At 70.2% G+C, this 23,332-nt stretch carries 19 protein-coding genes and 3 pseudogenes; 15 read left to right on the top strand and 7 right to left on the bottom strand.

Annotation, left to right across the window (positions count from 1 at the left end; all coding sequences use genetic code 11):
• Positions 1–60: 60 nt before the first annotated feature.
• Entirely contained in the window at positions 61–1,017 is a 957-nt protein-coding gene (locus tag OH809_RS13490) for an aldo/keto reductase (RefSeq protein WP_406425213.1), read from the bottom strand.
• A gap of 154 nt (positions 1,018–1,171) precedes the next feature.
• On the opposite strand from OH809_RS13490, the gene OH809_RS13485 reads away from it, so the two are divergent.
• The 6 genes from OH809_RS13485 to serA all read left to right on the top strand — a co-directional run bounded on the left by OH809_RS13485 (position 1,172) and on the right by serA (position 10,824).
• The gene (locus OH809_RS13485; RefSeq protein WP_406422173.1) at positions 1,172–2,122 is read left to right on the top strand and encodes a 2-hydroxyacid dehydrogenase; all 951 of its coding nucleotides are present in this window, start codon (positions 1,172–1,174) and stop codon (positions 2,120–2,122) included.
• Positions 2,123–2,407: 285 nt separating this feature from the next.
• Positions 2,408–5,245, top strand: a complete 2,838-nt coding sequence (locus OH809_RS13480; protein WP_406515133.1) for a putative bifunctional diguanylate cyclase/phosphodiesterase — start codon at positions 2,408–2,410, stop codon at positions 5,243–5,245.
• A 206-nt stretch (positions 5,246–5,451) separates the two neighbouring features.
• A complete protein-coding gene (locus OH809_RS13475) occupies positions 5,452–7,308 on the top strand; it encodes an acetolactate synthase large subunit (RefSeq protein WP_406422175.1) in 1,857 nt (618 codons plus the stop codon).
• Between the two features lie 22 nt (positions 7,309–7,330).
• On the top strand, positions 7,331–7,858 hold the full coding sequence (gene ilvN, locus OH809_RS13470) for an acetolactate synthase small subunit (RefSeq protein WP_266981212.1): 528 nt from the start codon (positions 7,331–7,333) through the stop codon (positions 7,856–7,858).
• A 101-nt stretch (positions 7,859–7,959) separates the two neighbouring features.
• Entirely contained in the window at positions 7,960–8,961 is a 1,002-nt protein-coding gene (ilvC, locus tag OH809_RS13465; protein WP_393303084.1) for a ketol-acid reductoisomerase, read from the top strand.
• A gap of 270 nt (positions 8,962–9,231) precedes the next feature.
• Positions 9,232–10,824, top strand: a complete 1,593-nt coding sequence (gene serA, locus OH809_RS13460; protein ID WP_406422176.1) for a phosphoglycerate dehydrogenase — start codon at positions 9,232–9,234, stop codon at positions 10,822–10,824.
• Positions 10,825–11,113: 289 nt separating this feature from the next.
• On the opposite strand, the gene OH809_RS13455 is transcribed toward serA, so the two are convergent.
• A complete protein-coding gene (locus OH809_RS13455; protein ID WP_406422177.1) occupies positions 11,114–12,538 on the bottom strand; it encodes a PLP-dependent aminotransferase family protein in 1,425 nt (474 codons plus the stop codon).
• 47 nt (positions 12,539–12,585) lie between these two features.
• On the opposite strand from OH809_RS13455, the gene OH809_RS13450 reads away from it, so the two are divergent.
• A complete protein-coding gene (locus tag OH809_RS13450) occupies positions 12,586–13,068 on the top strand; it encodes a carboxymuconolactone decarboxylase family protein (RefSeq protein ID WP_406422178.1) in 483 nt (160 codons plus the stop codon).
• Positions 13,069–13,081: 13 nt separating this feature from the next.
• On the opposite strand, the gene OH809_RS13445 is transcribed toward OH809_RS13450, so the two are convergent.
• Positions 13,082–14,230, bottom strand: a complete 1,149-nt coding sequence (locus tag OH809_RS13445; RefSeq protein WP_406422179.1) for a PucR family transcriptional regulator — start codon at positions 14,228–14,230, stop codon at positions 13,082–13,084.
• Positions 14,231–14,413: 183 nt separating this feature from the next.
• Between OH809_RS13445 and OH809_RS13440 the strand changes: the two genes are divergently transcribed.
• The 3 genes from OH809_RS13440 to OH809_RS13430 all read left to right on the top strand — a co-directional run bounded on the left by OH809_RS13440 (position 14,414) and on the right by OH809_RS13430 (position 17,319).
• The gene (locus OH809_RS13440; protein ID WP_406422180.1) at positions 14,414–15,340 is read left to right on the top strand and encodes a proline dehydrogenase family protein; all 927 of its coding nucleotides are present in this window, start codon (positions 14,414–14,416) and stop codon (positions 15,338–15,340) included.
• 54 nt (positions 15,341–15,394) lie between these two features.
• On the top strand, positions 15,395–17,026 hold the full coding sequence (pruA, locus tag OH809_RS13435; RefSeq protein ID WP_406422181.1) for an L-glutamate gamma-semialdehyde dehydrogenase: 1,632 nt from the start codon (positions 15,395–15,397) through the stop codon (positions 17,024–17,026).
• 83 nt (positions 17,027–17,109) lie between these two features.
• Positions 17,110–17,319 carry a hypothetical protein gene (locus tag OH809_RS13430; RefSeq protein ID WP_406515132.1) on the top strand — a complete coding sequence of 70 codons (210 nt, stop codon included), beginning with the start codon at positions 17,110–17,112 and terminating at the stop codon, positions 17,317–17,319.
• Positions 17,320–17,322: 3 nt separating this feature from the next.
• Here OH809_RS13430 and OH809_RS13425 read toward each other — a convergent pair whose 3' ends face one another.
• A complete protein-coding gene (locus tag OH809_RS13425) occupies positions 17,323–18,186 on the bottom strand; it encodes an NAD-dependent epimerase/dehydratase family protein (RefSeq protein ID WP_406422183.1) in 864 nt (287 codons plus the stop codon).
• Positions 18,187–18,314: 128 nt separating this feature from the next.
• Between OH809_RS13425 and OH809_RS13420 the strand changes: the two genes are divergently transcribed.
• Complete coding sequence (locus OH809_RS13420; RefSeq protein WP_406422184.1) at positions 18,315–19,157, top strand: helix-turn-helix transcriptional regulator; 843 nt, start codon at positions 18,315–18,317, stop codon at positions 19,155–19,157.
• A gap of 17 nt (positions 19,158–19,174) precedes the next feature.
• Here the strand turns inward: OH809_RS13420 and OH809_RS13415 are convergent.
• Positions 19,175–19,342, bottom strand: a pseudogene (locus OH809_RS13415) (NADP-dependent oxidoreductase); the annotation flags it as partial.
• On the opposite strand from OH809_RS13415, the pseudogene OH809_RS13410 reads away from it, so the two are divergent.
• Positions 19,342–19,641: pseudogene (locus OH809_RS13410) on the top strand (LysR substrate-binding domain-containing protein); the annotation flags it as partial. The pseudogenes OH809_RS13415 and OH809_RS13410 overlap by 1 nt on opposite strands.
• Before the next feature lie 184 nt (positions 19,642–19,825).
• Positions 19,826–19,954, top strand: a complete 129-nt coding sequence (locus tag OH809_RS13405) for a hypothetical protein (RefSeq protein WP_093772350.1) — start codon at positions 19,826–19,828, stop codon at positions 19,952–19,954.
• 21 nt (positions 19,955–19,975) lie between these two features.
• Here the strand turns inward: OH809_RS13405 and OH809_RS13400 are convergent, their stop codons facing one another.
• Entirely contained in the window at positions 19,976–20,305 is a 330-nt protein-coding gene (locus tag OH809_RS13400) for a hypothetical protein (protein ID WP_406515131.1), read from the bottom strand.
• Positions 20,306–20,433: 128 nt separating this feature from the next.
• Between OH809_RS13400 and OH809_RS13395 the strand changes: the two genes are divergently transcribed.
• On the top strand, positions 20,434–21,507 hold the full coding sequence (locus OH809_RS13395; protein ID WP_406515130.1) for a 3-isopropylmalate dehydrogenase: 1,074 nt from the start codon (positions 20,434–20,436) through the stop codon (positions 21,505–21,507).
• A gap of 241 nt (positions 21,508–21,748) precedes the next feature.
• Complete coding sequence (locus tag OH809_RS13390) at positions 21,749–22,837, top strand: branched-chain amino acid aminotransferase (RefSeq protein ID WP_406422187.1); 1,089 nt, start codon at positions 21,749–21,751, stop codon at positions 22,835–22,837.
• A 63-nt stretch (positions 22,838–22,900) separates the two neighbouring features.
• Here the strand turns inward: OH809_RS13390 and OH809_RS13385 are convergent.
• Positions 22,901–23,299 (bottom strand): annotated as a pseudogene (locus tag OH809_RS13385) (cytosine permease); the annotation flags it as partial.
• Positions 23,300–23,332 lie beyond the last annotated feature (33 nt).

The following is a 23,332-nucleotide window of genomic DNA, read 5'->3' as shown; positions in this document are numbered from 1 at the left end:
CGATCGGGAAGCGGGCGTGCCAGGGCACGACCGCCCGATCAGAGGCAGCCCGACAGCCTCTCAGTCCCACGACCCCCGCGCCCGCGGCAACCGCGCGATCTCGGCCAGATCCTGCGCCGCCAGCTCCAGCCCGGCCGCCCCCGCGTTCTCCACCGCCCACTGCTCCCGCTTCGTGCCCGGCACCGGCACCACATGCGGGCCCTGCCGCAGTACCCAGGCCAGCGCCACCTGGGCCGGAGTCGCCCCGTACCGCTCGGCGATCCGGCGCAGTCCCACCACCAGCGGCTGGTTCGCCGCCATCATCTCGGCGGTGAACCGCGGATGCCTGGCCCGCAGATCGTCCGGCTCGAAGCCCTGGCCCGGCGTCAGCGTGCCCGTCAGATAGCCGTTCCCCAGCGGCATCGCAGCCAGCAGACCCACACCCCGCGCCTCGCACCACGGCAGCAGCGCGTCCAGCGCCTCCGGCGACCACGCCGAGAGTTCCGCCTGGACCGCGCTCACCGGAAAGACCTGCTGCACCCGCTCCAGCTGCCGGATCGTTCCGTCATGCATCCGCGCCCCCGGCCGGCGCGAGGCCCGTGCCCCGACCGCACTCAGCCCGAGCGCCCGCACCTTCCCCGCGGTGACCAGCTCCGCCATCGCCCCCCAGGTCTCCTCCACCGGCACCTCGGGGTCGGCCCGGTGCAGGTGGTACAGATCGATCACATCGGTCTGCAGCCGGCGCAGCGACGCGTCACAGGCCCGGCGCACATAGCCGGGACGGCCATTGGCCACGATGTGCTGATCGCCCACCAGCAGCCCGCACTTGGTGGAGACGAACGCCTCGTCCCGGCGCCCCTTCAGCGCCCTGCCGATCAGGAGCTCATTGGTGAAGGGGCCGTACATGTCGGCCGTGTCCAGCAGGTCGACACCCGCGTCGAGCGCGGCGTGCACCGCCCGCAACGCACGGTCACCACGCTGCTGCGACGCGCTGTACGCCCAGCTCATAGGCATGCAGCCGAGTCCGACCGCACCCACGGCGAGCGCCGCCGCCCCGAGACTCCTGCGCTCCAACTCCCCGAACCCTCCTTGGTACCCCGCCCGGCGAGGCACTCGGCCCCGCCGTCAGGGGACCGCACCGCACCCAAAAGTAACCTCTGCCGCCCGCCGGGCTTCGCATAGCCTCCTGACCATGACTTCTACGAAGACTCCCGACGTATGGCTGCCGATTCCGGCCGACGAGATCGAAGGGCTCCCCAAGGGTCTCAACTACCGGTTCTGGGACGGCGCGCAGGACTTCCCCGCCGATCCCGCGGACTGTGCCTTCTACGTTGTTCCCTACATGAAGGGCCTGGAGATCGCGGTCCGCCCGCTCGCCGGAATGAGGGCCGTGCAGGTCGTGCAGACGCTCTCCGCGGGCATCGACCATGTCCAGCCGGGGCTCGGCCAGTTGCCCGCCGGGGTGCGGCTGTGCAACGCCAAGGGGGTCCACGAGGCCTCGACGGCGGAGCTCACCCTCGCCCTGATCCTCGCCTCGCTGCGCGGCTTCCCCGGATTCGTCCACGGACAGGACAAGGAGGAGTGGCGTTCCGGTTTCTACCCGGCGCTCGCGGACAAGTCCGTACTGATCGTGGGGTACGGATCGATCGGCGCCGCCATCGAGGACCGGCTCGCGCCCTTCGAGTGTGCGCGGGTGGCGCGCGTCGCGCGCTCCGCACGGACAACTGCGCGCGGCCCCGTCCACACGCTCGACGACCTGCCCGCACTGCTGCCCGAGGCCGACATCGTCGTCCTGTCCACTCCGCTGAACGCCTCCACGCAAGGGCTGGTGGGCGCCGACTTCCTGGCCGCGATGGCGGACGGCGCGCTGCTCGTGAACGTCGCGCGCGGCGGCGTCGTGGACACCAAAGCCCTGCTGTCCGAACTCGAGTCCGGCCGGCTGCGCGCCGCCCTCGATGTCACCGACCCCGAACCGCTGCCCGCCGGCCATCCCCTCTGGCATGCTCCGAACGTCCTGATCACGCCGCATGTGGGAGGCAGCACCTCGGCATTCCTGCCGCGTGCCGGGCGCCTGCTGGCCGGCCAGCTCACCCGGTTCGCAGCGGGGGAGCCGGTGCAGAACGTCGTACTCACCACCGGCTGACCACGGTGCGGATCCGTTCCGCAGCACACCGTGTCGACAACTCTCCGGATCGTCACGGAGAGTAGAGGGGCTATGTCGCTGTGTGACGAGTCTGGTGTATCGTCCCGGGTGGGGGGCTGCGTTGTGGAAGGGGCGGCACCGGGGTGGCAGCGGAACGCGAGGGGGGCGACGGGCGATGTACGGACGATGGACGAACGATCCGACGCGACAGGGCGGTCGACGGCGACCGCCGGGCCGGCCACCCCGCCGGGCCCGCGCCTATCCGATGACATCGGGGGCACCCCGGTGAGCGCCCCGGCAAACGCGCTCGGGGCGCTCCTCTCCCGGCAGCCGCCCGTCGGCGGGGCCTCCGGGCTGGTCTCGCAGCTCCTTCTCGGCCTGGTCTGCGGTGGTTACGCCGTGGGGGCGGCCCTGGGCTGGGGCTCGTCCGAACTGGCACTCGTCATGGGTGACTTCGGCCTCAGCGGTGCCGCCCTGATCGCGGCTGTCTCCTGCTTCCTCTACGCGCGCGCCGCGGAGAATCGCTTCCGGACCGCCTGGCTGCTGTTCTCGCTCTCCTCGCTGATGGCCGCCGGGGGAAACGCCGTCTGGGGGTGGTACGAGGTCGTGCTCGGGCTCCCGGTGCCCACCCCGTCCCTCGCCGACATCTTCTACCTCTGCTTCGCCCCGCCCGCGATCGTCGGACTGCTCGTCCTCGCCAAACGCCCCGCCACCCGGGCCGGCTGGGTCTGTCTCGTACTGGACTCCTGGCTGATCGGCGGATCGCTCCTGACCCTGTCCTGGAGCCTCGCCCTCGCCCACACCGCGCACCTCGCGGACGCCGGGGGGACGAGCGTGGCCCGCGTGGCGCTCTCGCTCGCCTATCCGCTGCTCGATGTCGTGCTGGTCTCCATGGTCCTCGCCCTGCACTTCCGGCGGTCCAACGTCAACCGCTCCGCGGTGAACACCGCCATCGCCGCGCTCGCCCTGACCGTCCTGTCGGACGCGCTGTTCACCTCGCCGCTGCTCCGCCAGACCTACCACTCCGGCCAGTTGCTGGACGCCGGCTGGTTCGCCGGGTCGCTGCTCCTCGCGTACGCCCCCTGGGGTGCGAACCGGGCGTCGGACAACGCTGTCCAGCAGCGCGCCGCCGCGCGTACCACCAGCCGCCCGATCGCCGGTTCGCTGGCCGCCCTGACGCCGTATCTCGCCGCAGCCGTCTGCACCCTCGGCATCCTCTACAACGTCATCGAGGGCCGCAGGGTGGACCGCGTCGTGGTGTTCACCGGCTGCACGGTGGTGCTCGCCCTGGTCGTCCGGCAGGGCATCATGCTCGTCGACAACATCGCCCTCACCCAGGAGCTGGCGCAGAAGGAGAACCACTTCCGCTCCCTGGTCCAGGGCTCCAGCGATGTCATCATGATCGCCGCACCCACCGGCATACTCCGGTACGTCAGCCCCGCCGCCTCCGGGGTGTACGGGCGCGAGGCCGACGACCTGATCGGCGCCGAACTCGCCTCGATCATCCATCCCGAGGACCTGGGGCGCGTGGTCCACGAGGTGCGGCGGTTCCTGGCCGCCCCGCCCAGTGAGGAACCCACCACACGGATCGAGTGCCGGTTCAGGTCCGGCACCGGTGACTGGCTCATTGTCGAGTCCACCGTCAACCGTCACCAGGGCGGGCTGATCCTCAACAGCCGGGACGTGACCGAACGGGTCCGGCTCCAGGCCCAGCTGCAGCACAACGCCGAGCACGACCCGCTCACCGACCTGCCCAACCGCGCCCTGTTCACCGACCGGGTCCGGCAGGCCCTCGGTGGCCGCCGCTCCGGCGACCGCGGCACCGCAGTGCTCTTCATCGACCTCGACGGCTTCAAGGCGGTCAACGACCGGCTGGGCCATCAGGCGGGCGACGAGCTGCTCATCCAGGCCGCCCGCCGCCTCCAGGAGTCCGTACGGGTGGGGGACACCGCCGCCCGCCTCGGCGGCGACGAGTTCGCGGCGCTGATCCTCGGCGACGGCATCCGTGACCAGTCGGCGCGTGAGTACCAGGTCCACGAGATCGCCGACCGGCTGCGCCTCACGCTCTCCCAGCCCTACCGGATCGGCGGCGGCGAGGTCCGCGTTGCCGCCTCCATCGGCGTCGCCTTCGCCGAGCCCGCCATCACCCCGACCGACCTCATGCGCAACGCCGATCTCGCCATGTACCGGGCCAAGGCGGGCGGCAAGGACCGCGTCGAGCTGTACGCCCCGCAGATGCAGGCCGACGTGGTACGCCGCTCGGAGCTCGCGGCCCGGCTGCGCACCGCCCTGCGGGACGGCGAGTTCGCCCTGCTCCACCAGCCCGTGATCCATCTCGCCACCGGCAATGTCGCCGCCGTCGCCGCACAGGCCCGCTGGCGCTCCGCCCAGGGCATCCTGTTCACCCCCGCAGAGTTCCTCCGTGTCGCCGAGGACAGCGACCGCACCGCCGAGCTCGGCCGCTGGCTCCTCGAAGAGGCCGTCGAGCAGGCCGCGGACCGGGCCAGGGCAGGGCACCACGTCTCCGTGGCCGTCCGGCTCTCCGCCCGCAGGCTGCTGGACAAGGCGATGCCGTTCGGTTCCGTCGAGGCCCTCCTCACCCGCTACAGCCTGCCTTCAGGGGCGCTGATGATCGAGGTCTCCGACAGCGACCCCCGGGTCTCCTTCGACGAGCTCGAACAGCGCCTCGTCGCGCTGCGCCGGCTCGGCGTACGGATCGCGCTCGACGGCTTCGGCAGCGGTTACGCCGCGATCAACGCGCTGCGCCGGCTCCCCATCGACGTACTGAAACTGGACCGCGGTCTCGTCGAGGGCGTCGTGGAATCGGCCCGGCTGCACAAGATCACCAGCGGGCTGCTGAGGATCGCCTGCGACCTCGGTCTGCAGTCCGTCGCCGACGGCGTCGACGTACCGGAGCAGGTCCTCGCGCTGCGCGCCATGGGCTGTACGCACGGGCAGGGAATGGCCTTCTCGGGACCGCTGGACGAGTACCGGCTGCGCCGCGCACTGGCCCGCGGCGAGTTCCCGGTGCCCGGTGGTCCGGTCGCACAGCCCGTCCTGGCAGGCGGCTCGATCCCGCTCCTCGGCGGCTCACATGGTGAGATGCCCATCCCACCCACTTGACACGTCGGGCGCGTCGGAGAGAGGGTCAATGCCATGCGCACCCGAATTCTCGTACTTGGAAAGCGCGTCGGCTGAAGCGGAGTCCCTCGTTGGCACTCTGCAGACCACACCGACGCGCTCCCCTCGCTTGCCTCACGGCACGAGGGGTTTTTTGTTGCACCAGAACACCCCAAAACCCCGCAAAAACCCTCAGCTTCGAGAAGAGAATGCCGATGACCGAGCAGGCCACCGGGGCCCACCATCCCCAGCCGCGGGCCCGTAGCGGCGGATCGTCCCCCGCCACCGTTGAGCACGTCACGGGTGCGCAGTCCCTCATCCGGTCTCTTGAGGAGGTGGGGGCCGACACGGTATTCGGCATTCCCGGCGGCGCCATCCTTCCGGCGTACGACCCGATGATGGACTCCACCCGGGTCCGTCATGTGCTGGTCCGCCACGAGCAGGGTGCGGGCCACGCCGCCACCGGCTACGCGCAGGCCACCGGCAAGGTCGGTGTCTGCATGGCCACCTCGGGCCCCGGCGCCACCAACCTGGTCACCCCGATCGCCGACGCGCACATGGACTCCGTCCCGCTGGTCGCGATCACCGGCCAGGTCGCCTCGAAGGCGATCGGTACGGACGCCTTCCAGGAGGCCGACATCTGCGGCATCACGATGCCGGTCACCAAGCACAACTTCCTGGTCACCCGCGCCGAGGACATCCCGCACACGATTGCCGAGGCCTTCCACATCGCCTCCACCGGCCGTCCGGGCCCCGTCCTCGTCGACATCGCCAAGGACGCACTGCAGGCACAGACCGCGTTCAGCTGGCCGCCGACCCAGGACCTGCCCGGCTACCGCCCGGTCACCAAGCCGCACGCCAAGCAGATCCGCGAGGCCGCCCGGCTCATCACCCGGGCCAAGCGACCTGTGCTGTACGTCGGCGGCGGCGTCATGAAGGCCGGCGCCACCGCCGAACTGAAGGTGCTCGCCGAGCTCACCGGAGCGCCTGTCACCACCACCCTGATGGCGCTCGGTTCGTTCCCCGACAGTCACCCGCTGCATGTGGGAATGCCGGGCATGCACGGTGCGGTCACCGCCGTCACCGCGCTGCAGAAGGCCGACCTGATCGTCGCCCTCGGAGCCCGTTTCGACGACCGCGTCACCGGCAAGCTGGACAGCTTCGCCCCGTACGCAAAGATCGTGCACGCCGACATCGACCCGGCGGAGATCGGCAAGAACCGCGCCGCCGACGTGCCGATCGTCGGTGACGCCCGCGAGGTCATCGCCGACCTCGTCCAGGCGGTCCAGGCCGAGCACACCGACGGTCACGTCGGCGACTACTCCGCCTGGTGGAAGGACCTCAACCGCTGGCGCGAGACCTACCCCGTCGGCTACGACCTGCCGGAGGACGGCAGCCTCTCGCCGCAGCAGGTCATCCAGCGCATCGGTGAGCTGGCCCCCGAGGACACCATCTTCGCGGCGGGCGTCGGCCAGCACCAGATGTGGGCCTCGCACTTCATCCAGTACGAGAAGCCCGCCACCTGGCTGAACTCCGGCGGCGCCGGAACGATGGGCTACGCGGTCCCGGCCGCGATGGGCGCGAAGGCCGGCATGCCGGACCGTACGGTCTGGGCGATCGACGGCGACGGCTGCTTCCAGATGACCAATCAGGAACTGACCACCTGCGCGCTCAACAACATCCCGATCAAGGTCGCGATCATCAACAACGGCGCGCTCGGGATGGTCCGCCAGTGGCAGACCCTGTTCTACAACCAGCGGTACTCCAACACCGTGCTGCACTCCGGCGCCGACACCGAGGGCACCCCGGCGAAGGGCACCCGGGTCCCGGACTTCGTCAAGCTGTCCGAGGCCATGGGCTGCTACGCGATCCGCTGCGAGGACCCGGCCGACCTGGACAAGGTCATCGCGGAGGCCAACTCCATCAACGACCGCCCCGTGGTGATCGACTTCATCGTCCACGAGGACGCCATGGTCTGGCCGATGGTCGCCGCCGGCACCTCCAACGACGAGGTCATGGCCGCCCGCGGTGTCCGCCCCGACTTCGGCGACAACGAAGACGACTGAGAGACAGAGAGAGACCGACTCCATGTCCAGCAAGCACACGCTCTCCGTCCTGGTCGAGAACAAGCCCGGTGTCCTCGCCCGGATCACGGCCCTGTTCTCCCGCCGCGGCTTCAATATCGACTCACTCGCGGTCGGTACCACCGAGCATCCCGACATCTCCCGCATCACCATCGTCGTGAATGTCGAGGACCTGCCGCTCGAGCAGGTGACCAAGCAGCTCAACAAGCTGGTCAACGTACTGAAGATCGTCGAACTCGAGCCCTCCGCTGCGATCCAGCGTGAGCTCGTCCTGGTGAAGGTCCGCGCCGACAACGAGACCCGCTCCCAGATCGTCGAGATCGTTCAGCTGTTCCGCGCCAAGACCGTGGACGTCTCTCCGGAGGCCGTCACGATCGAGGCGACCGGCGGCGCCGACAAACTGGAGGCCATGCTCAAGATGCTGGAGCAGTACGGCATCAAGGAGCTCGTCCAGTCCGGCACCATCGCCATAGGGCGCGGCGCGCGCTCGATCACCGACCGTTCGCTGCGCGCACTCGACCGTACGGCCTAGCCGCCACCCCCTCGCCGCTCGCATGGCGAGACCCGAAAACGTTTCTGACGCACCCCGCCGTACGGTGGGACGCAACACCTGCACACCAAGGAGAAGACCCAGTGGCCGAGCTGTTCTACGACGACGATGCCGACCTGTCCATCATCCAGGGCCGCAAGGTCGCGGTCATCGGCTACGGCAGCCAGGGCCACGCCCACGCGCTGTCGCTGCGTGACTCGGGTGTCGACGTCCGTGTGGGTCTGCACGAGGGCTCCAAGTCCAAGGCCAAGGCCGAGGAGCAGGGCCTGCGCGTGGTGACCCCGTCTCAGGCCGCCGCCGAGGCCGACGTCATCATGATCCTCGTCCCGGACCCGATCCAGGCCCAGGTCTACGAGGAGTCCATCAAGGACAACCTCAAGGACGGCGACGCGCTGTTCTTCGGCCACGGTCTGAACATCCGGTTCGACTTCATCAAGCCGCCGGCCAACGTCGACGTCTGCATGGTCGCCCCGAAGGGCCCGGGCCACCTGGTCCGCCGTCAGTACGAGGAGGGCCGCGGCGTTCCGTGCATCGTGGCCGTCGAGCAGGACGCCTCGGGCAACGGGCTGGCGCTCGCCCTCTCGTACGCGAAGGGCATCGGCGGCACCCGCGCCGGCGTCATCAAGACGACCTTCACCGAGGAGACCGAGACCGACCTGTTCGGTGAGCAGGCCGTCCTCTGCGGTGGCACCGCCGCTCTGGTCAAGGCCGGTTTCGAGACCCTGACCGAGGCCGGCTACCAGCCGGAGATCGCGTACTTCGAGTGCCTCCACGAGCTGAAGCTCATCGTCGACCTCATGTACGAGGGCGGCCTGGAGAAGATGCGCTGGTCCATCTCGGAGACCGCCGAGTGGGGCGACTACGTCACCGGACCGCGGATCATCACGGACGCTACCAAGGCCGAGATGAAGAAGGTCCTCGCCGAGATCCAGGACGGCACCTTCGCCAAGAACTGGATGGCCGAGTACCACAATGGTCTGCCCAAGTACAACGAGTACAAGAAGGCCGACAGCGACCACCTGCTGGAGACCACCGGCCGTGAGCTGCGCAAGCTCATGAGCTGGGTCAACGACGAGGACGCGTAAGTCCTTCGACGCGGGGCGGGTCTTCGGACCCGCCCCGCGGCGTATCCATCGCCACACCGCTGGAAGAAGCGGCGTCGTACGTGTGTACAAGTCGTCCAGCCCCGTGCGGGTGATCCTTCCAACGGGGCGCAGAGTGCGCCCTCGCGCATGACTACACTTCTGCACATACACGCGTCAGGCCCACAGTGTCGTGCGTCTTCCACGCGGCAAGCACCTCCACCGCCTGCGGCCGTCGGGACGGCCGTCCGCACTGGACCTGTGAGGACTCACGTGAGCTCGAAACCTGTCGTACTCATCGCTGAAGAGCTGTCGCCTGCCACGGTTGACGCCCTGGGCCCGGACTTCGACATCCGGCACTGCAACGGCGCGGACCGCGCCGAGCTCCTCCCCGCGATCGCCGATGTCGACGCCATCCTGGTGCGTTCCGCCACCAAGGTCGACGCCGAGGCCATCGCCGCCGCGAAGAAGCTGAAGGTCGTCGCCCGCGCGGGCGTCGGTCTGGACAATGTCGACGTGTCCGCGGCCACCAAGGCCGGCGTGATGGTCGTCAACGCCCCGACCTCCAACATCGTCACCGCCGCCGAGCTTGCCTGCGGTCTGCTGGTCGCCACCGCGCGCAACATCCCCCAGGCCAACACCGCCCTCAAGAAGGGCGAGTGGAAGCGCTCCAAGTACACCGGCGTCGAGCTGAGCGAGAAGACCCTCGGTGTCGTCGGCCTCGGCCGCATCGGTGTCCTGGTCGCGCAGCGCATGTCGGCCTTCGGTATGAAGATCGTCGCGTACGACCCCTACGTGCAGCCGGCCCGCGCCGCGCAGATGGGCGTCAAGCTCCTCGCGCTGGACGAGCTGCTCGAAGTCTCCGACTTCATCACCGTGCACCTGCCCAAGACCCCCGAGACGCTCGGCCTGATCGGCAACGAGGCGCTGCACAAGGTGAAGCCCTCGGTGCGGATCGTCAACGCCGCGCGCGGTGGCATCGTCGACGAGGAGGCGCTCGCCTCCGCCCTCAAGGAGGGCCGCGTCGCCGGCGCCGGTCTGGACGTGTACACGAAGGAGCCCTGCACGGACTCCCCGCTGTTCCAGTTCGACCAGGTCGTCTGCACCCCGCACCTCGGCGCCTCCACTGACGAGGCCCAGGAGAAGGCTGGCATCGCGGTCGCCAAGTCCGTGCGCCTCGCGCTGGCCGGTGAGCTCGTGCCGGACGCGGTCAACGTCCAGGGCGGCGTCATTGCCGAGGACGTACGTCCCGGGCTGCCCCTCGCCGAGAAGCTCGGCCGTATCTTCACCGCGCTCGCGGGCGAGGTCGCGGCCCGCCTCGACGTCGAGGTGTACGGCGAGATCACCCAGCACGACGTGAAGGTGCTCGAACTCTCCGCGCTCAAGGGTGTCTTCGAGGACGTCGTCGACGAGACCGTGTCCTACGTCAACGCCCCGCTCTTCGCCCAGGAGCGCGGTGTCGAGGTCCGCCTCACCACCAGCTCCGAGTCGCCGGACCACCGCAATGTGGTGACCGTGCGTGGCACGCTCGCCGACGGCGAGGAGGTCGCGGTCTCCGGCACGCTGGCCGGACCCAAGCACCTGCAGAAGATCGTCGCGATCGGTGAGCACGATGTGGACCTGGCGCTCGCCGACCACATGGTCGTCCTCAGCTACGAGGACCGTCCCGGCGTCGTCGGCACGGTCGGCAAGATCCTCGGCGAGGCCGGGCTGAACATCGCGGGCATGCAGGTCTCGCGCGCGGCCGCGGGCGGCGAGGCGCTGGTCGTGCTCACCGTCGACGACAACGTCCCGCAGACCGTCCTCAGCGAGATCGCCGAGGAGATCGGCGCGACCTCGGCCCGTTCGGTGAACCTCACCGACTGATTCCACTGCTTTCTCAGCAGCACCCGGTATACGGACGTCCGCATGCCGGGTGCTGTTGTCGTGGGGCGCCGCGAGGATCTGCCCGCAGGCGCCGAGCGGTGCCTGCTCGAGAAGGGGGCCGGGCGGACGGGGGCCCCGCTGTCGAGGAGACCACGCCGTCGGCACAGGATCTGACGGACGGTCCACGGACGTCGTGACCTGCGCCACGCCGGCGGGCACGTGTGAGCGGGCACCACTGAATGCCGGGCCGGGTTCGTCCCCCCACCGGCCCGGTGAGGTGCAGGCCCGGTCAGACGGAGGGCGGCGGAAGGGCCCGGCACAGTGCCTCCAGGGCCGCGCCATACGCATGGTCCGGCGGCGTCGCGTAGCCCACGACCAGGCCGTCCTCGGCGGGCATCGTGGCGGCCGGATGCCGGAAGCCGGCGAGCGGGTCCAGAGCGAGCCCCTGCCAGGCCGCGGCCTTGACGGTGGAGCGCTCGGTGCCGGGCGGCAGCCGCAGAACGGCGTGCAGACCTGCCGCGATGCCGGTGGGCGTGATGTGCGGGGCGTGTTCGGAAAGGGCGGCGACCAGCTGGTCGCGGCGGCGCCGGTAGCGCTGCCGCATCCGGCGGATGTGCCGGTCGTAGTGGCCGGACTCGATGAACTCGGCGAGCGCGAGCTGGTCCAGGACGCTCGCCCAGCCCTCACGTTCGCCCTTGGTGGCCAGTACGGCGTCGACGAGCTGCTCGGGAAGCACCATCCAGCCCAGCCGGACCGCGGGGGAGAGGCTCTTGCTGACGGAGCCGAGGTGGACGACCCGTTCCGGGTCGAGCCCCTGGAGGGCGCCGACCGGTTCGCGGTCGTAGCGGAACTCCCCGTCGTAGTCGTCCTCCAGGACCAGCCCGCCGCGGGTGCGCGCCCAGTCGACGGTGGCCGTGCGCCGCTGCGGGTGCAGGGGACCACCCGTCGGGAACTGGTGGGCCGGGGTGAGCAGCACACTCCGCACGCCCGGCAGTCCGGTCAACTCGCCGGTGCGTGCCCCGTGCTCGTCGAGTGCCAGCGGTACCGTACGCACCGAGGCGGCAGCCAGCAGGGAGCGGTGGAAACCGAGCCCGTACGACTCCACCGCCAGCGGTCCGCGCAGCACCCCGCCGCCGAACAGCAGTCGCAGCGCGTGCGCGAAGCCGGAGCAGATCACGATCCGTTCGGGCGCACAGCGCACCCCTCGGGCGCGTGCCAGATAGTCGGCCAGCGCCCGGCGCAGCTCGATCCGGCCCTGCGGATCACCGGGGCCGAAGGCGTCGTTCGGTGCCGCGTTCACGGCGCGACGGGAGGCGGCCAGCCAGGGCGTACGGGGGAAGGAGCCCGCGTCCGGCTGACCCTGCCGGAGGTTGTGCACAGGAGGGGCCGGGCGGGTCGGCGCCCTCTTCGGCACGCGGACCGGGGCCACCGGGGCAGCGCGGTGCGCGACCCGGGTGCCGGAGCCCTGCCGGGCGGTCAGCCAGCCCTCGGCGACCAGCTCGGCATAGGCGTCGGCAACGGTGTTGCGGGCCAGGCCGAGGTCGGCGGCGAGCGAGCGGTAGGGCGGCAGCCGGGTGCCCGGGGCCAGCCTGCCCTCCCGTACGGCGTCCCGCAGCGCACGGATGAGAACGGTCCGGCGACTGCCGGGACCGGTCAGCTCCAACAGCAGGTCGCTGCCGATCCGCGCCGCCGAATTGACCCATGATTCCGCCATGGAAATGCACCCTATGCGAGGTCGCCCGGCTCCGTAGCGTAGTGGGCATGACGAACATCGACGCAGTCACCCGCACCCCTCGGATCAACTTCGCCAAGGCCGCGCCGAAGGCGTTCAAGGCCCTCATCGGCTTCGACGCCGCCGCCCGCCAGGACCTGGACCCCGCACTCGTCGAGCTGGTCCAGATCAGGTCCTCCCAGCTCAACGGATGCGCGTACTGCCTCCATATGCACACCACGGACGCCCGCAAGGCCGGTGAGAGCGAGGAGCGGCTGCACATGGTCGCCGTCTGGCCGGAGGCCGCGCACTTCTTCACGGAGAAGGAGCAGGCGGCGCTCGCCCTCACCGAGGCCGTCACCCTGGTCTCCAGGGGCGGCGTCCCGGAGGAGGTCTATGCCCGCGCGGCCGCCCACTTCGAGGAGGCCGAACTGGCCGGGCTGCTCGCCCTGATCTTCACGATCAACACCTGGAACCGCATCGCGCTGAGCACTGCCAAGGTGGCCGGCACGGACGAGCGGGTGGCGCACTGAGCGCGGCCGGGGCTCAGAGCCGGGCACCCTTCAGCGCCATGTGCAGCAGCAGCCGGTCCTCGCCGTCGTTGAGGTCCAGGCCGGTGAGCTGCTCGACCCGGGACAGCCGGTAGTAGAGCGTCTGACGGTGGATGCCCAGCTCGGCCGCCGTCCGGCTCGCCTGGCCCGCGCAGTCGAGGAACACCTCGGCGGTGCGGGCCAGCTCCGCGTGGGGCGGGGTGAGCAGCGTCCGGACAGTGAGGTCCGGGGCGGTGTCCGTGGTTGGCGGGAGGGAGGTCAGCAGACGGTACGGGCCGATGGCCGACCACTCGGCGACCGGGCCGAGGCGGGACTCCGCGGCCGCCGCGCGGGCCGCGGCCGCGGCCTCGTGCCAGGCCGGGGCCAGCTCCGGCAGGCCTCGGCGGGGGACTCCGATTCCGGCGGTCGCCGTGCGGCCCGCGGTGGTCCGCAGCCGGTCCGCGGCCGCGACAGCCGGGTCGAGCACGTCGGAGGAGCGCAGCCGGACCAGCGCGGCCAGCGACAGGGTGCCCGCCCGCGCCGGTGACGGGACGGTGGACAGCGCCGCAGCCGACGGCACCGTACGGGCCGACGGGGTCTCGTCCGGCCACGGCGTCACACAGACCACCGTGTGCAGGCCGTCCGCGTCCGGGCCCAGCGCCTCCCGGAGCGCGGCGACCGCCATGTCGCGCTGCCAGCCCCGCCCGGCGGTGAGCACCGCGCCGAACTCCCGGGACAGGTCCGTGCCGGCCCGCGCCTCGTCGGAGAGCAGCGCCCCGATCCGGGCCGCCACGTCCATCGCCGCGGTCAGCTGCTCGTCGGTCGGCCCGGGGTCCGCGTCGAGCAGCCATACGTAACCGAGCACGACCCCCCGATGGCGTACCGGCAGACAGATCCGGCCCCGGAACACACCCGCCTCCGGCGCGGCGGGGATCCGGACCGGGCCGGTGGCTCGGGCGATGCCGAAGCCCTCGAACCACGCGCGGACTGCCGGGGTGGAGCGCCGGGTCAGGATCGACCGGGTGCGGACCGGATCCATCGCCGTGTCGTCGTCGCTGTCGTGCGCCCCGAAGGCGACCAGGCCGAAGTCCCGGTTCTCCAGCGTGGCGGGGACGCCGAGCAGCGCGGAGATCTCGTCGACCAGCTCCTGGTAATCGCCCTTCACCCAGCCATTCTCGCACCCACTTCAGACATATGTCTGAGATCCAGTGCTCGGATACGTGACAGCTGTCGATGGCACAGGATCGGGGAGATCCTTAGATTTCACGGTGGTTCTCCGTGCTGTACCGGTCTGATTCAGTTCCTGCCGATACGGCCCTCGTACATACCTTTCCGTTGGAGGTGCCCCGTGCTGGCTCCCGTGATTCTCGCTGCGTCGCGCAGTGACAAGATGCGCCGATTCATTTCGGCCGCCCCGGGGACCAAGCAGGTCGTCGACCGGTTCATCGCCGGTGAGACGGTCGAGCAGGTCGTCCCGATCATCAAGGACGCCACCGGGAAGGGCCTGGAGGTCACCCTCGACGTCGTGGGCGAGGACATCACCACGCCGGAGCAGGCCACCGCCGCGCGCGACGCCTACCTGGAGCTGATCGACCGCCTCAAGGACCTCGGCCTGGGCACCAGGGCCGAGATGTCCGTCAAGCTGTCGATGTTCGGCCAAGCGCTGGACGGCGGCCACGAGATGGCGCTCGCCAACGTGCGCCCCGTCGTCGAGGCCGCCGCGGCGATCGGCACCACGGTCACCCTGGACGCCGAGGACCACACCACCCTCGACTCGATGTTCGCCATCCACGAGGAGCTGCGGAAGGACTACCCGCAGACCGGCTGTGTCATCCAGGCGTACCTGTTCCGCACCGAGGAGGACGCCCGCCGCCTCGCCGCCGCAGGCAGCCGCGTCCGCATCGTGAAGGGCGCCTACAAGGAGCCCGCCTCCGTCGCGTACCAGGACAAGGCCGAGATCGACAAGGCGTACGTCCGCATCCTGAAGATCCTGATGGACGGCGAGGGCTACCCGATGATCGGGTCCCACGACCCGCGGCTGATTGCCATCAGCCAGGAGCTGGCACGCAAGGCCGGGCGCAAACTGGATGAGTACGAGTTCCAGATGCTGTACGGGATCCGCAGCGACGAGCACGTCCGGCTCGCGGCCGAGGGGCACCGGATGCGTGTCTACACCGCGTACGGCACCGACTGGTACGGCTACTTCATGCGCCGCCTCGCAGAGAAGCCGGCCAACCTGCTGTTCTTCGCCCGCTCCATCCTCACCAAGGGCTGACCCGCCCGCCCCCCGCTGCCCCCCACCCCGCTGAAGCAAGGAGACAAGGCACTCATGGACGCTGTGACCCAGGTCCCCGCGCCGGTCAACGAGCCGGTCCACTCCTACGCCCCGGGCTCCCCGGAGCGTGCCCGCCTGGAGGTGAAGCTCAAGGAGCTCGCCGAGAACCCGATCGACCTGCCGATGACCATCGGCGGCGAGAAGCGGATGGGCGGCGGCGAGCGCTTCGACGTCGTGCAGCCGCACAACCACAAGGCCGTCATCGGTACCTTCGCCGGCGCCACCGAGCAGGACGCCCAGGACGCGATCGACGCCGCCCTCGCCGCTGCCCCGGCGTGGCGCGCGATGTCCTTCGACGACCGCGCCGCGATCATCCTGCGCGCTGCCGAGCTGCTGTCCGGCCCCTGGCGCGAGACGCTGGCCGCGTCCACGATGCTCGGCCAGTCGAAGACCGCCCAGCAGGCCGAGATCGACACCCCCTGTGAGCTCGTCGACTTCTGGCGCTTCAACGTGCACTACGCGCGCCAGATCCTCGCCGAGCAGCCCCCGGCCAACTCCCCGGGCGTGTGGAACCGCATGGACCACCGCCCGCTCGAGGGCTTCGTCTACGCGATCACGCCGTTCAACTTCACGGCCATCGCGGGCAACCTGCCTACCGCCCCCGCCCTCATGGGCAACGTCGTCGTGTGGAAGCCGTCCCCGACGCAGACCCACTCCGCGGTGCTGCTGATGCAGCTCCTGGAGGAGGCCGGTCTGCCCAAGGGTGTCATCAACCTGGTGACCGGCGACGGCATCGCCGTCTCCGAGGTGGCCCTGAACCACCGCGACCTGGCCGGTATCCACTTCACCGGTTCGACCCCGACCTTCCAGCACCTGTGGAAGACGGTCGGCAACAACATCGCCAACTACCGCACCTACCCGCGGCTCGTCGGCGAGACCGGCGGCAAGGACTTCGTCGTCGCCCACCCGTCGGCCGACCACGCCGTCCTGAAGACCGCGCTGACCCGTGGCTCCTTCGAGTTCCAGGGCCAGAAGTGCTCGGCTTCCTCCCGCGCCTACGTTCCGGCCTCCATCTGGAACTCCGGCTTCAAGGAGAAGTTCGCCGCCGAGGTCGACTCCATCACCATGGGTGACGTCACCGACCTGTCGAACTTCATCGGTGCCGTCATCGACGAGCGCTCGTTCGCCAAGAACAAGGCCGCGATCGACCGTGCCAAGTCCGACCCGTCCTGCACGATCATCGCGGGCGGCACGTACGACGACTCCGTGGGCTACTTCGTCCGCCCGACCGTCATCGAGTGCAGCGACCCCTCGAACGAGGTCTTCACGACCGAGTACTTCGGCCCGATCCTCGCCGTGCACGTCTACGAGGACGACGCGTACGACGAGATGCTGGAGCAGATGGAGTCGGTCTCCGACTACGCGCTGACCGGTTCCGTCATCGCGAACGACCGCGCCGCGGCCGCGCACACGATGGAGAAGCTGCGGTACGCCGCGGGCAACTTCTACATCAACGACAAGTCGACCGGTGCCGTCGTCGGCCAGCAGCCCTTCGGTGGCGGCCGTGCCTCGGGTACGAACGACAAGGCGGGCGCCCCGCAGAACCTGCAGCGCTGGACGCTGACCCGCGCCATCAAGGAGACGCTGGTCCCGCCGACCGACTACACCTACCCCCACCAGGGCTGACGCCCTCGGGGTGCGGCACGCCCGCACCCCGCCACAAGTCCCGCCCCCGTCCGGCTCCCCCCAGCCGGACGGGGGCGGATTCCATGACCGGCGCCTCCGCCACCGGGGCCGGCCTGTACGCGGCGCGTGGCTGGCGGGTGTGGCAGGGGCGGATCGGCGTGCAGGGGCTGAGCCGGGTGGAGCTGCTGCCGGACGAGGAGGGCAGCACGTACGTCAGGGCGGCGGGCAGCCGCCCACTGCCCTCCCCGTCCCGGAAGCTGATCTTCGACTGGCGCGACGGCGACGTGTTCTGATCCCTACAGGGCCCCCGCGTCCCGCGCCGTCCACACCGACGGATACAGCGGCCGGAAGCCCAGCTCGTCCCGGGCCCGCAGCGTCGACGTGATTCCGTACCACGGGTCGGGGTCGACCCGGTCCGCCGACTCGGCCGGCAACGCGACGCCGTTGAGCTGGTGCAGCTCCACCGCCGTCACCGGCGCGTCGTCCGAGAAGTTGTAGCGGCGACCCGCCGGGCCCGGTGCGTACAGCAGCCGCAGCAGTCCCTGCGCGACATCCGCGTGGTGCACCATCGCGAGCCGCTGCGTGGCCGCCCACTGCCCGGCCCAGGCCATCGACTGCGCGAGGTGCGGGTCGCCCTCGCCGTACACAAAGGCCAGGACGGCGATCCGGACATCGAGCCCGTGGTCGCGGTGGAGCGCGAGCAGGCCCTCCTCGGCCGCCACCTTGGATTCGGTGTACGCACCCCACAGCTGCCCGCCCGGCACCGGGGCGTCGTCCTCCGTCAGCGGCCTGCCGCGCCCCGCGCCGTACGCGAGGTTCGTGCCGACCTGCACGAATCGCTGCGTGCCCGCCTCCACGGCCGCCCGGCCCAGCGCCACCGCGGCGGCGTGGTTGACCGCCCACGCCTCCTCGTCCGGCACCCCGCGGAACGCCGCCGCGATGTTCACCACCGCGTCCGTTCCGGCCAGCGCCTTCCGTACGTCCTCCGGGTCCCGCAGGTCACCGACGACGACCTCGCCCCCCAGCGCCGCGAAGGGCGTACCCCGCTCCTCGTCCCGCACGATCACCCGCACCGTGTCACCGGGGGCGATCCGCTGCAGCAGCCGCGGTACGAAACGTCGGCCGACCTCACCCGTGGCACCCGTCACCAGAATCAGCATCATCGGTTCCTCTCGTCGCTTCCGATGTCCATCACCCTGCGACGGGTCGCCGGCCGGCGGCAGAGACGCGGCTATCCGGGGACCGGCACTCCCTGGATACGGATCCGCGCACGAGCCATGCTGGGGACGTGGACCTCGACCGATCGGAACTCGCCGACTTTCTGCGCCGATGCCGCGCCCGCCTCGAACCGGCCGACGTGGGGCTTACCGCCGGCTCCCGGCGACGCACCCCGGGTCTGCGGCGGGAGGAGGTCGCCCATCTCACCGGTGCCTCCGTGGACCACTACACACGCCTGGAGCAGGGCCGCGGCTCACGCCCCTCGCGGCAGATGCTCTCCGCAGTGGCCAGGGCGTTGCGGCTGAGCGAGGACGAGCGCGACCACCTTTTCCGGCTGGCCGGGGAGGAGCCGCCGAGCGACCGCCACGGCCCCACCCAGCATGTGCGCCCCGGGCTGTTGATGGTCCTCGACCGGCTGCACGACGCACCCGCCCAGGTCCTGAGCGACCGCGGGGAGGTCCTCGCCCAGAACGCCATGGCCGTGGCGCTGACCGGTGAGCACCAGCCGGGGTACAACATCATCCGGTCCTGGTTCACCGCCCCCGAGGGGCGGGCGCTCTTCCCGGCCGAGGACCACGAGGCGCACTCCCGCAGCCATGTCGGCCAGCTCCGCGCGGTGCTCGCCGCCCGCCCCGATGATGTCGCGCTCATCGCGCTCGTCGATGAACTGCGGGCGGCGAGCGATGAGTTCGATCTGTTGTGGACCGAGCACGTGGTCGCCGTGCGGCGCGCCGAGCACAAGCGGTTCGTGCACCCGGTCGTCGGGGAGCTGGACCTGGAATGCGAGGCGCTGCTCAGCGCCGACCACGGACAGGTGCTGGTCATCCACACGGCCCGGCCCGGCACGGACGCGTACGAACGGCTGCAGCTGCTGCGTGTGGTGGGCCTCCAGGACCTGACCGTCGGGCCGTGACCGGTCACCAACTCTCACTGCACATTCCGGTAGTTGCGGACCAACCCCCCTTCCAGGTGCAGGCTCCTGCCCACCACGTCGTACAGGTTGCGCGGGGCGGCCGGTGGCCGGTCCGCGGGGTGGTACTGGGTGATCGCGCCGACCCGGGCGATCCGCCCGTGGTCGCGCAGGGCGGAGAACCTGCCCGCGGGCAACGATGGAGGCTGAGGACGGCGGAGCGGTGCTCTCGATGGTGTCCCGTGGTCTCGGAATGGCGATCATGCCGCAGCTCTCCCTCGAAGGAGTACCCGACAACGTCGAGATCGCTGATCTCGGACCGGAGCGGCCGACCCGCTCCGTCGGCCATGTCGCCATCCCTGAGCAGGCACAATCCCTCGCCGTCCGGGCTCTGATCCGGGAACTGCGGGCGGCAGGCCGTAAACCCCCGTCTCAGATAGTAGGAAGTCCGAGTAATTGTGGAGACAGACCGGCCGAGCTGTCCTAGCTTTGTAGAAGCCGAACGTTTCGCTAGATCCAGCGACTGGCGGTCGTGAGCGTGTGCCCCCATGCAGGTAACCCCTGCGGCATCCGCTTCCCGCCCCTTCCGGCGCCTCGAAATCCCGATCTCGAAATCACGCTCACGTTTTTTCGATCTCGAAATCCTCGCGATCTCAAGGAGTCGATCCACCATGGCCGAGACGACTGTCCGCCGCGTCCGACACACCCACCGCCCGACCGAGTCGGAGCGCCAGAATGCCGCCGCCGCCCTGCAGCGAGCCCTCGACCGAAGGGACAACGGCGGCTCCACCGGCCATTGAGCCCGGTCCGTCCGGCAGTGCTCAGCCGCGGCTGATCTCGAAGTGGTCACCGCGCTCGCCCGACTCGGCGGGCGCGGTGACCTTCAACCGGGCATGCCGCCCGGGTTGGACCCGGAAGACCGGCGAGCCGTCCGCCTGGGTGGAGGTGCGCGAGGTGAGCACCGTGGGTGCGGCGGAGGCGGGCGAGGCCGCGAGCCCGGTGCTCACACCGGCACCGGCGACGGCCGCGGTCGCCACGCTCGTGCGCAGCACGCCGCGCCGGGTCAGCCGGGTGCGCAGATGGTCGTGCTGCTCCGCCATGGTCATGCGGTCGGCGAGCTTCTCTGGGATGCCGAAGCGAGAGATGCCCATGGCCAGAACATCCACCCGTGTGCTGACACCATCCCATCGGATGGGTGAACGGCACCCGCACAACTCCCCGTGCGTCCGTATAGTGGACGTGAAATGTCACAAGGTGGGACGGAGAGTAGGGTGCCGACATGACTCGCAGCATCAATCTCGCAGTGGTCCCCGGTGACGGTATCGGCCAGGAGGTCGTGGCTCAGGGCCTCAAGGTCCTCAACGCCGTTCTCCCGCAGGATGTGAAGCTGGAGACCAAGGAATTCGACTTCGGCGCCAAGCGTTACCACGCGACTGGTGAGACCCTCACCGACGCCGATGTCCAGGCGCTCAAGCAGCACGACGCGATCCTGCTCGGCGCGATCGGTGACCCCTCGGTCCCGTCGGGCGTCCTGGAGCGCGGCTTCCTGCTGAAGCTCCGTTTCCTCTTCGACCACCATGTGAACCTGCGGCCGTCGAAGCTCCTCCCGGGTGTCGCGACACCGCTCAAGGGGCAGCCGGAGATCGACTTCGTCGTGGTCCGTGAGGGCACCGAGGGTCCGTACACCGGCAACGGCGGCTCGATCCGCACCGGCACCCCGCACGAGGTCGCCACCGAGGTCTCGGTCAACACCGCCTTCGGTGTCGAGCGTGTGGTCCGTGACGCCTTCGCCCGCGCCCAGGCCCGCCCGCGCAAGAAGCTGACGCTGGTCCACAAGAACAACGTGCTGGTCCACGCCGGGCACCTGTGGACCAACATCTTCAACAAGGTCGCGGTCGAGTTCCCGGACGTCACCACCGACTACCTGCACGTGGACGCGGCGACGATCTTCCTCGTCACGCAGCCCGAGCGCTTCGACGTGATCGTCACCGACAACCTCTTCGGCGACATCATCACCGACCTCGCCGCGGCCGTCTCCGGCGGCATCGGCGTCGCGGCCTCGGGGAACATCAACCCGAGCGGCGAGTTCCCCTCGATGTTCGAGCCGGTCCACGGATCCGCCCCGGACATCGCGGGGCAGGGCAAGGCCGACCCCACGGCCACGGTGCTCTCCGTCGCCCTCCTGCTGCGCCACCTGGGCTACGAGGCCGAGGCTGCGCGCATCGAGGAGGCCGTCTCCGCCGACCTCGCGGAGCGAGGGGGGCACCTCCCAGGCCCTTCAGGCTCTGGGGGAGACACCCCTCGTACGACCTCGGAAATCGGTGACGCGCTCGCGGTACGCGTAGCGAGCTGACCCGACGACTCCACTTCGAAGCCGCCGGGTCCCCACCGCACCCGGCGGCTTCTCCTGTGTGGTCCCGGGTGCCACCATCGAACCCTGGACCGCTATCACGTCATTTCGTGCACGGGTCCCCGCGAGAGATAATCGAACGGGCCGTGGCTAGCGGTAAAGCTCGGACGTCCCAGCACCTGTCTGACAGGAGCCGGCGTGAGCGCGGTCCATCACACACAAAACCGGTGAAGGACACGCACTCATGACGACGCCCACGATCGAGCTCAAGCCCTCTTCGACCCCGCTGTCCGACGCGGAGCGCGAGGCGATCCTGGCCAACCCCGGATTCGGCCGCTACTTCACCGATCACATGGTGATCATCAAGTGGACCGAAGGCCGCGGCTGGCACGACGGCCAGCTCGTTCCCTACGGCCCGCTGTCGATCGACCCCGCCACCAACGTCCTGCACTACGCGCAGGAGATCTTCGAGGGGCTCAAGGCCTACCGCCAGCCCGACGGCTCGGTGGCCAGCTTCCGCCCCGAGGCCAACGCCAAGCGTTTCCAGCGTTCCGCACACCGGCTCGCCATGCCGGAGCTCCCGGTCGAGACGTTCATCGAGGCGTGCGACGCGCTGGTCCAGCAGGACAAGGCATGGGTTCCGGCCCACGGCGGCGAGGAGTCGCTCTACCTGCGCCCGTTCATGATCGCGTCCGAGGTCGGCCTCGGTGTGAGGCCCGCCAACGAATACCTCTTCATCGTCATCGCCTCGCCCGCCGGCGCGTACTTCCCCGGTGGCGTCAAGCCGGTCTCGATCTGGCTCTCCGAGGACCGCGTCCGCGCCGTCCCCGGCGGCATGGGCGACGCCAAGACCGGCGGCAACTACGCGGCGTCCCTCCTCGCCCAGGCCGAGGCGTCCGCGAAGGGCTGCGACCAGGTCGCCTATCTCGACGCCGTGGAGCACAAGTGGGTCGAGGAACTCGGCGGTATGAACCTGTACTTCGTGTACGGGAACAAGATCATCACCCCCTCCCTGACCGGCTCCCTGCTCGCCGGCGTCACCCGTGACTCGCTGCTCCAGGTCGCCCGCGACCTCGGCTACGAGTCCGAGGAAGGTCGCGTCTCCATCGACCAGTGGCGTGCCGACACCGAGAACGGCACCCTCACCGAGGTCTTCGCCTGCGGCACCGCCGCCGTCATCACCCCTGTCGGCATCGTCAAGTCCGCGGGCGGCGAGTGGACCCAGAGCGAGGGCGAGCCCGGCAAGGTCACGCTGAAGCTGCGCGAGCGCCTGCTGGACATCCAGCGCGGCGTCGCGCAGGACACGCACGGCTGGATGCACCCGCTCGGCTGAGCCACGGTCCCATACCGCGACGCCCGCCCCGGCAGCAGCCGGGGCGGGCGTCGTCGTTCCTGTTCAGGACACGGCGGACGGCTGTGCCTCCGTGTCGGCCGACACCGCGGGCTCCGTACGCCTGCCCCGCGTCAGCGTCGTGTACGCGACACCGCCCACCAGGACCGACAGCAGGAAGCTGCAGTCCACCCCGCCGGTCAGGGAGAGCAGCGGACCCTCGTACGAGGGCAGCGAGACGGCGGAGATGCCCACTGCCGCGCCCAGGGCCCAGGAGGCCGTGGCGGGCAGGTTCCAGCCGGCCGTGTACCAGTAGGCGCCGCCGCGCGAGCGCCGGTTGAAGACTTGGAGGGCCTCCGAGTCGTAGACACCGCGACATCGGACGAAGCCGATCAGGGTGATCACCGCCCACGGGGTGCCGATGGCCGTCAGCAGCAGGACGAACGACGTCATCGCGGATTCGGCGGCTCTACCGACATGAGGTCGCCCCTGACGCTC

The organism is Streptomyces sp. NBC_00873 (assembly GCF_045207415.1).
Classification (GTDB): Bacteria; Actinomycetota; Actinomycetes; order Streptomycetales; family Streptomycetaceae; genus Streptomyces.
Note: the sequence above shows the minus strand (reverse complement) of the source record. Positions and strands in the feature narration are given on the sequence as shown.

Excerpts from the sequence above, each read along its gene's own strand:
- OH809_RS13485 (WP_406422173.1), top strand. The coding sequence starts at position 1,172 with ATGACTTCTACGAAGACTCCCGACGTATGGCTGCCGATTCCGGCCGAC.
- ilvN (WP_266981212.1), top strand. The coding sequence starts at position 7,331 with ATGTCCAGCAAGCACACGCTCTCCGTCCTGGTCGAGAACAAGCCCGGT.
- OH809_RS13430 (WP_406515132.1), top strand. The coding sequence starts at position 17,110 with ATGACCGGCGCCTCCGCCACCGGGGCCGGCCTGTACGCGGCGCGTGGC.
- OH809_RS13425 (WP_406422183.1), bottom strand. The coding sequence starts at position 18,186 with ATGCTGATTCTGGTGACGGGTGCCACGGGTGAGGTCGGCCGACGTTTC.
- OH809_RS13450 (WP_406422178.1), top strand. The coding sequence starts at position 12,586 with ATGACGAACATCGACGCAGTCACCCGCACCCCTCGGATCAACTTCGCC.
- OH809_RS13400 (WP_406515131.1), bottom strand. The coding sequence starts at position 20,305 with ATGGGCATCTCTCGCTTCGGCATCCCAGAGAAGCTCGCCGACCGCATG.
- OH809_RS13475 (WP_406422175.1), top strand. The coding sequence starts at position 5,452 with ATGCCGATGACCGAGCAGGCCACCGGGGCCCACCATCCCCAGCCGCGG.
- OH809_RS13390 (WP_406422187.1), top strand. The coding sequence starts at position 21,749 with ATGACGACGCCCACGATCGAGCTCAAGCCCTCTTCGACCCCGCTGTCC.
- OH809_RS13455 (WP_406422177.1), bottom strand. The coding sequence starts at position 12,538 with ATGGCGGAATCATGGGTCAATTCGGCGGCGCGGATCGGCAGCGACCTG.
- OH809_RS13405 (WP_093772350.1), top strand. The coding sequence starts at position 19,826 with ATGGCCGAGACGACTGTCCGCCGCGTCCGACACACCCACCGCCCGACC.
- OH809_RS13395 (WP_406515130.1), top strand. The coding sequence starts at position 20,434 with ATGACTCGCAGCATCAATCTCGCAGTGGTCCCCGGTGACGGTATCGGC.
- pruA (WP_406422181.1), top strand. The coding sequence starts at position 15,395 with ATGGACGCTGTGACCCAGGTCCCCGCGCCGGTCAACGAGCCGGTCCAC.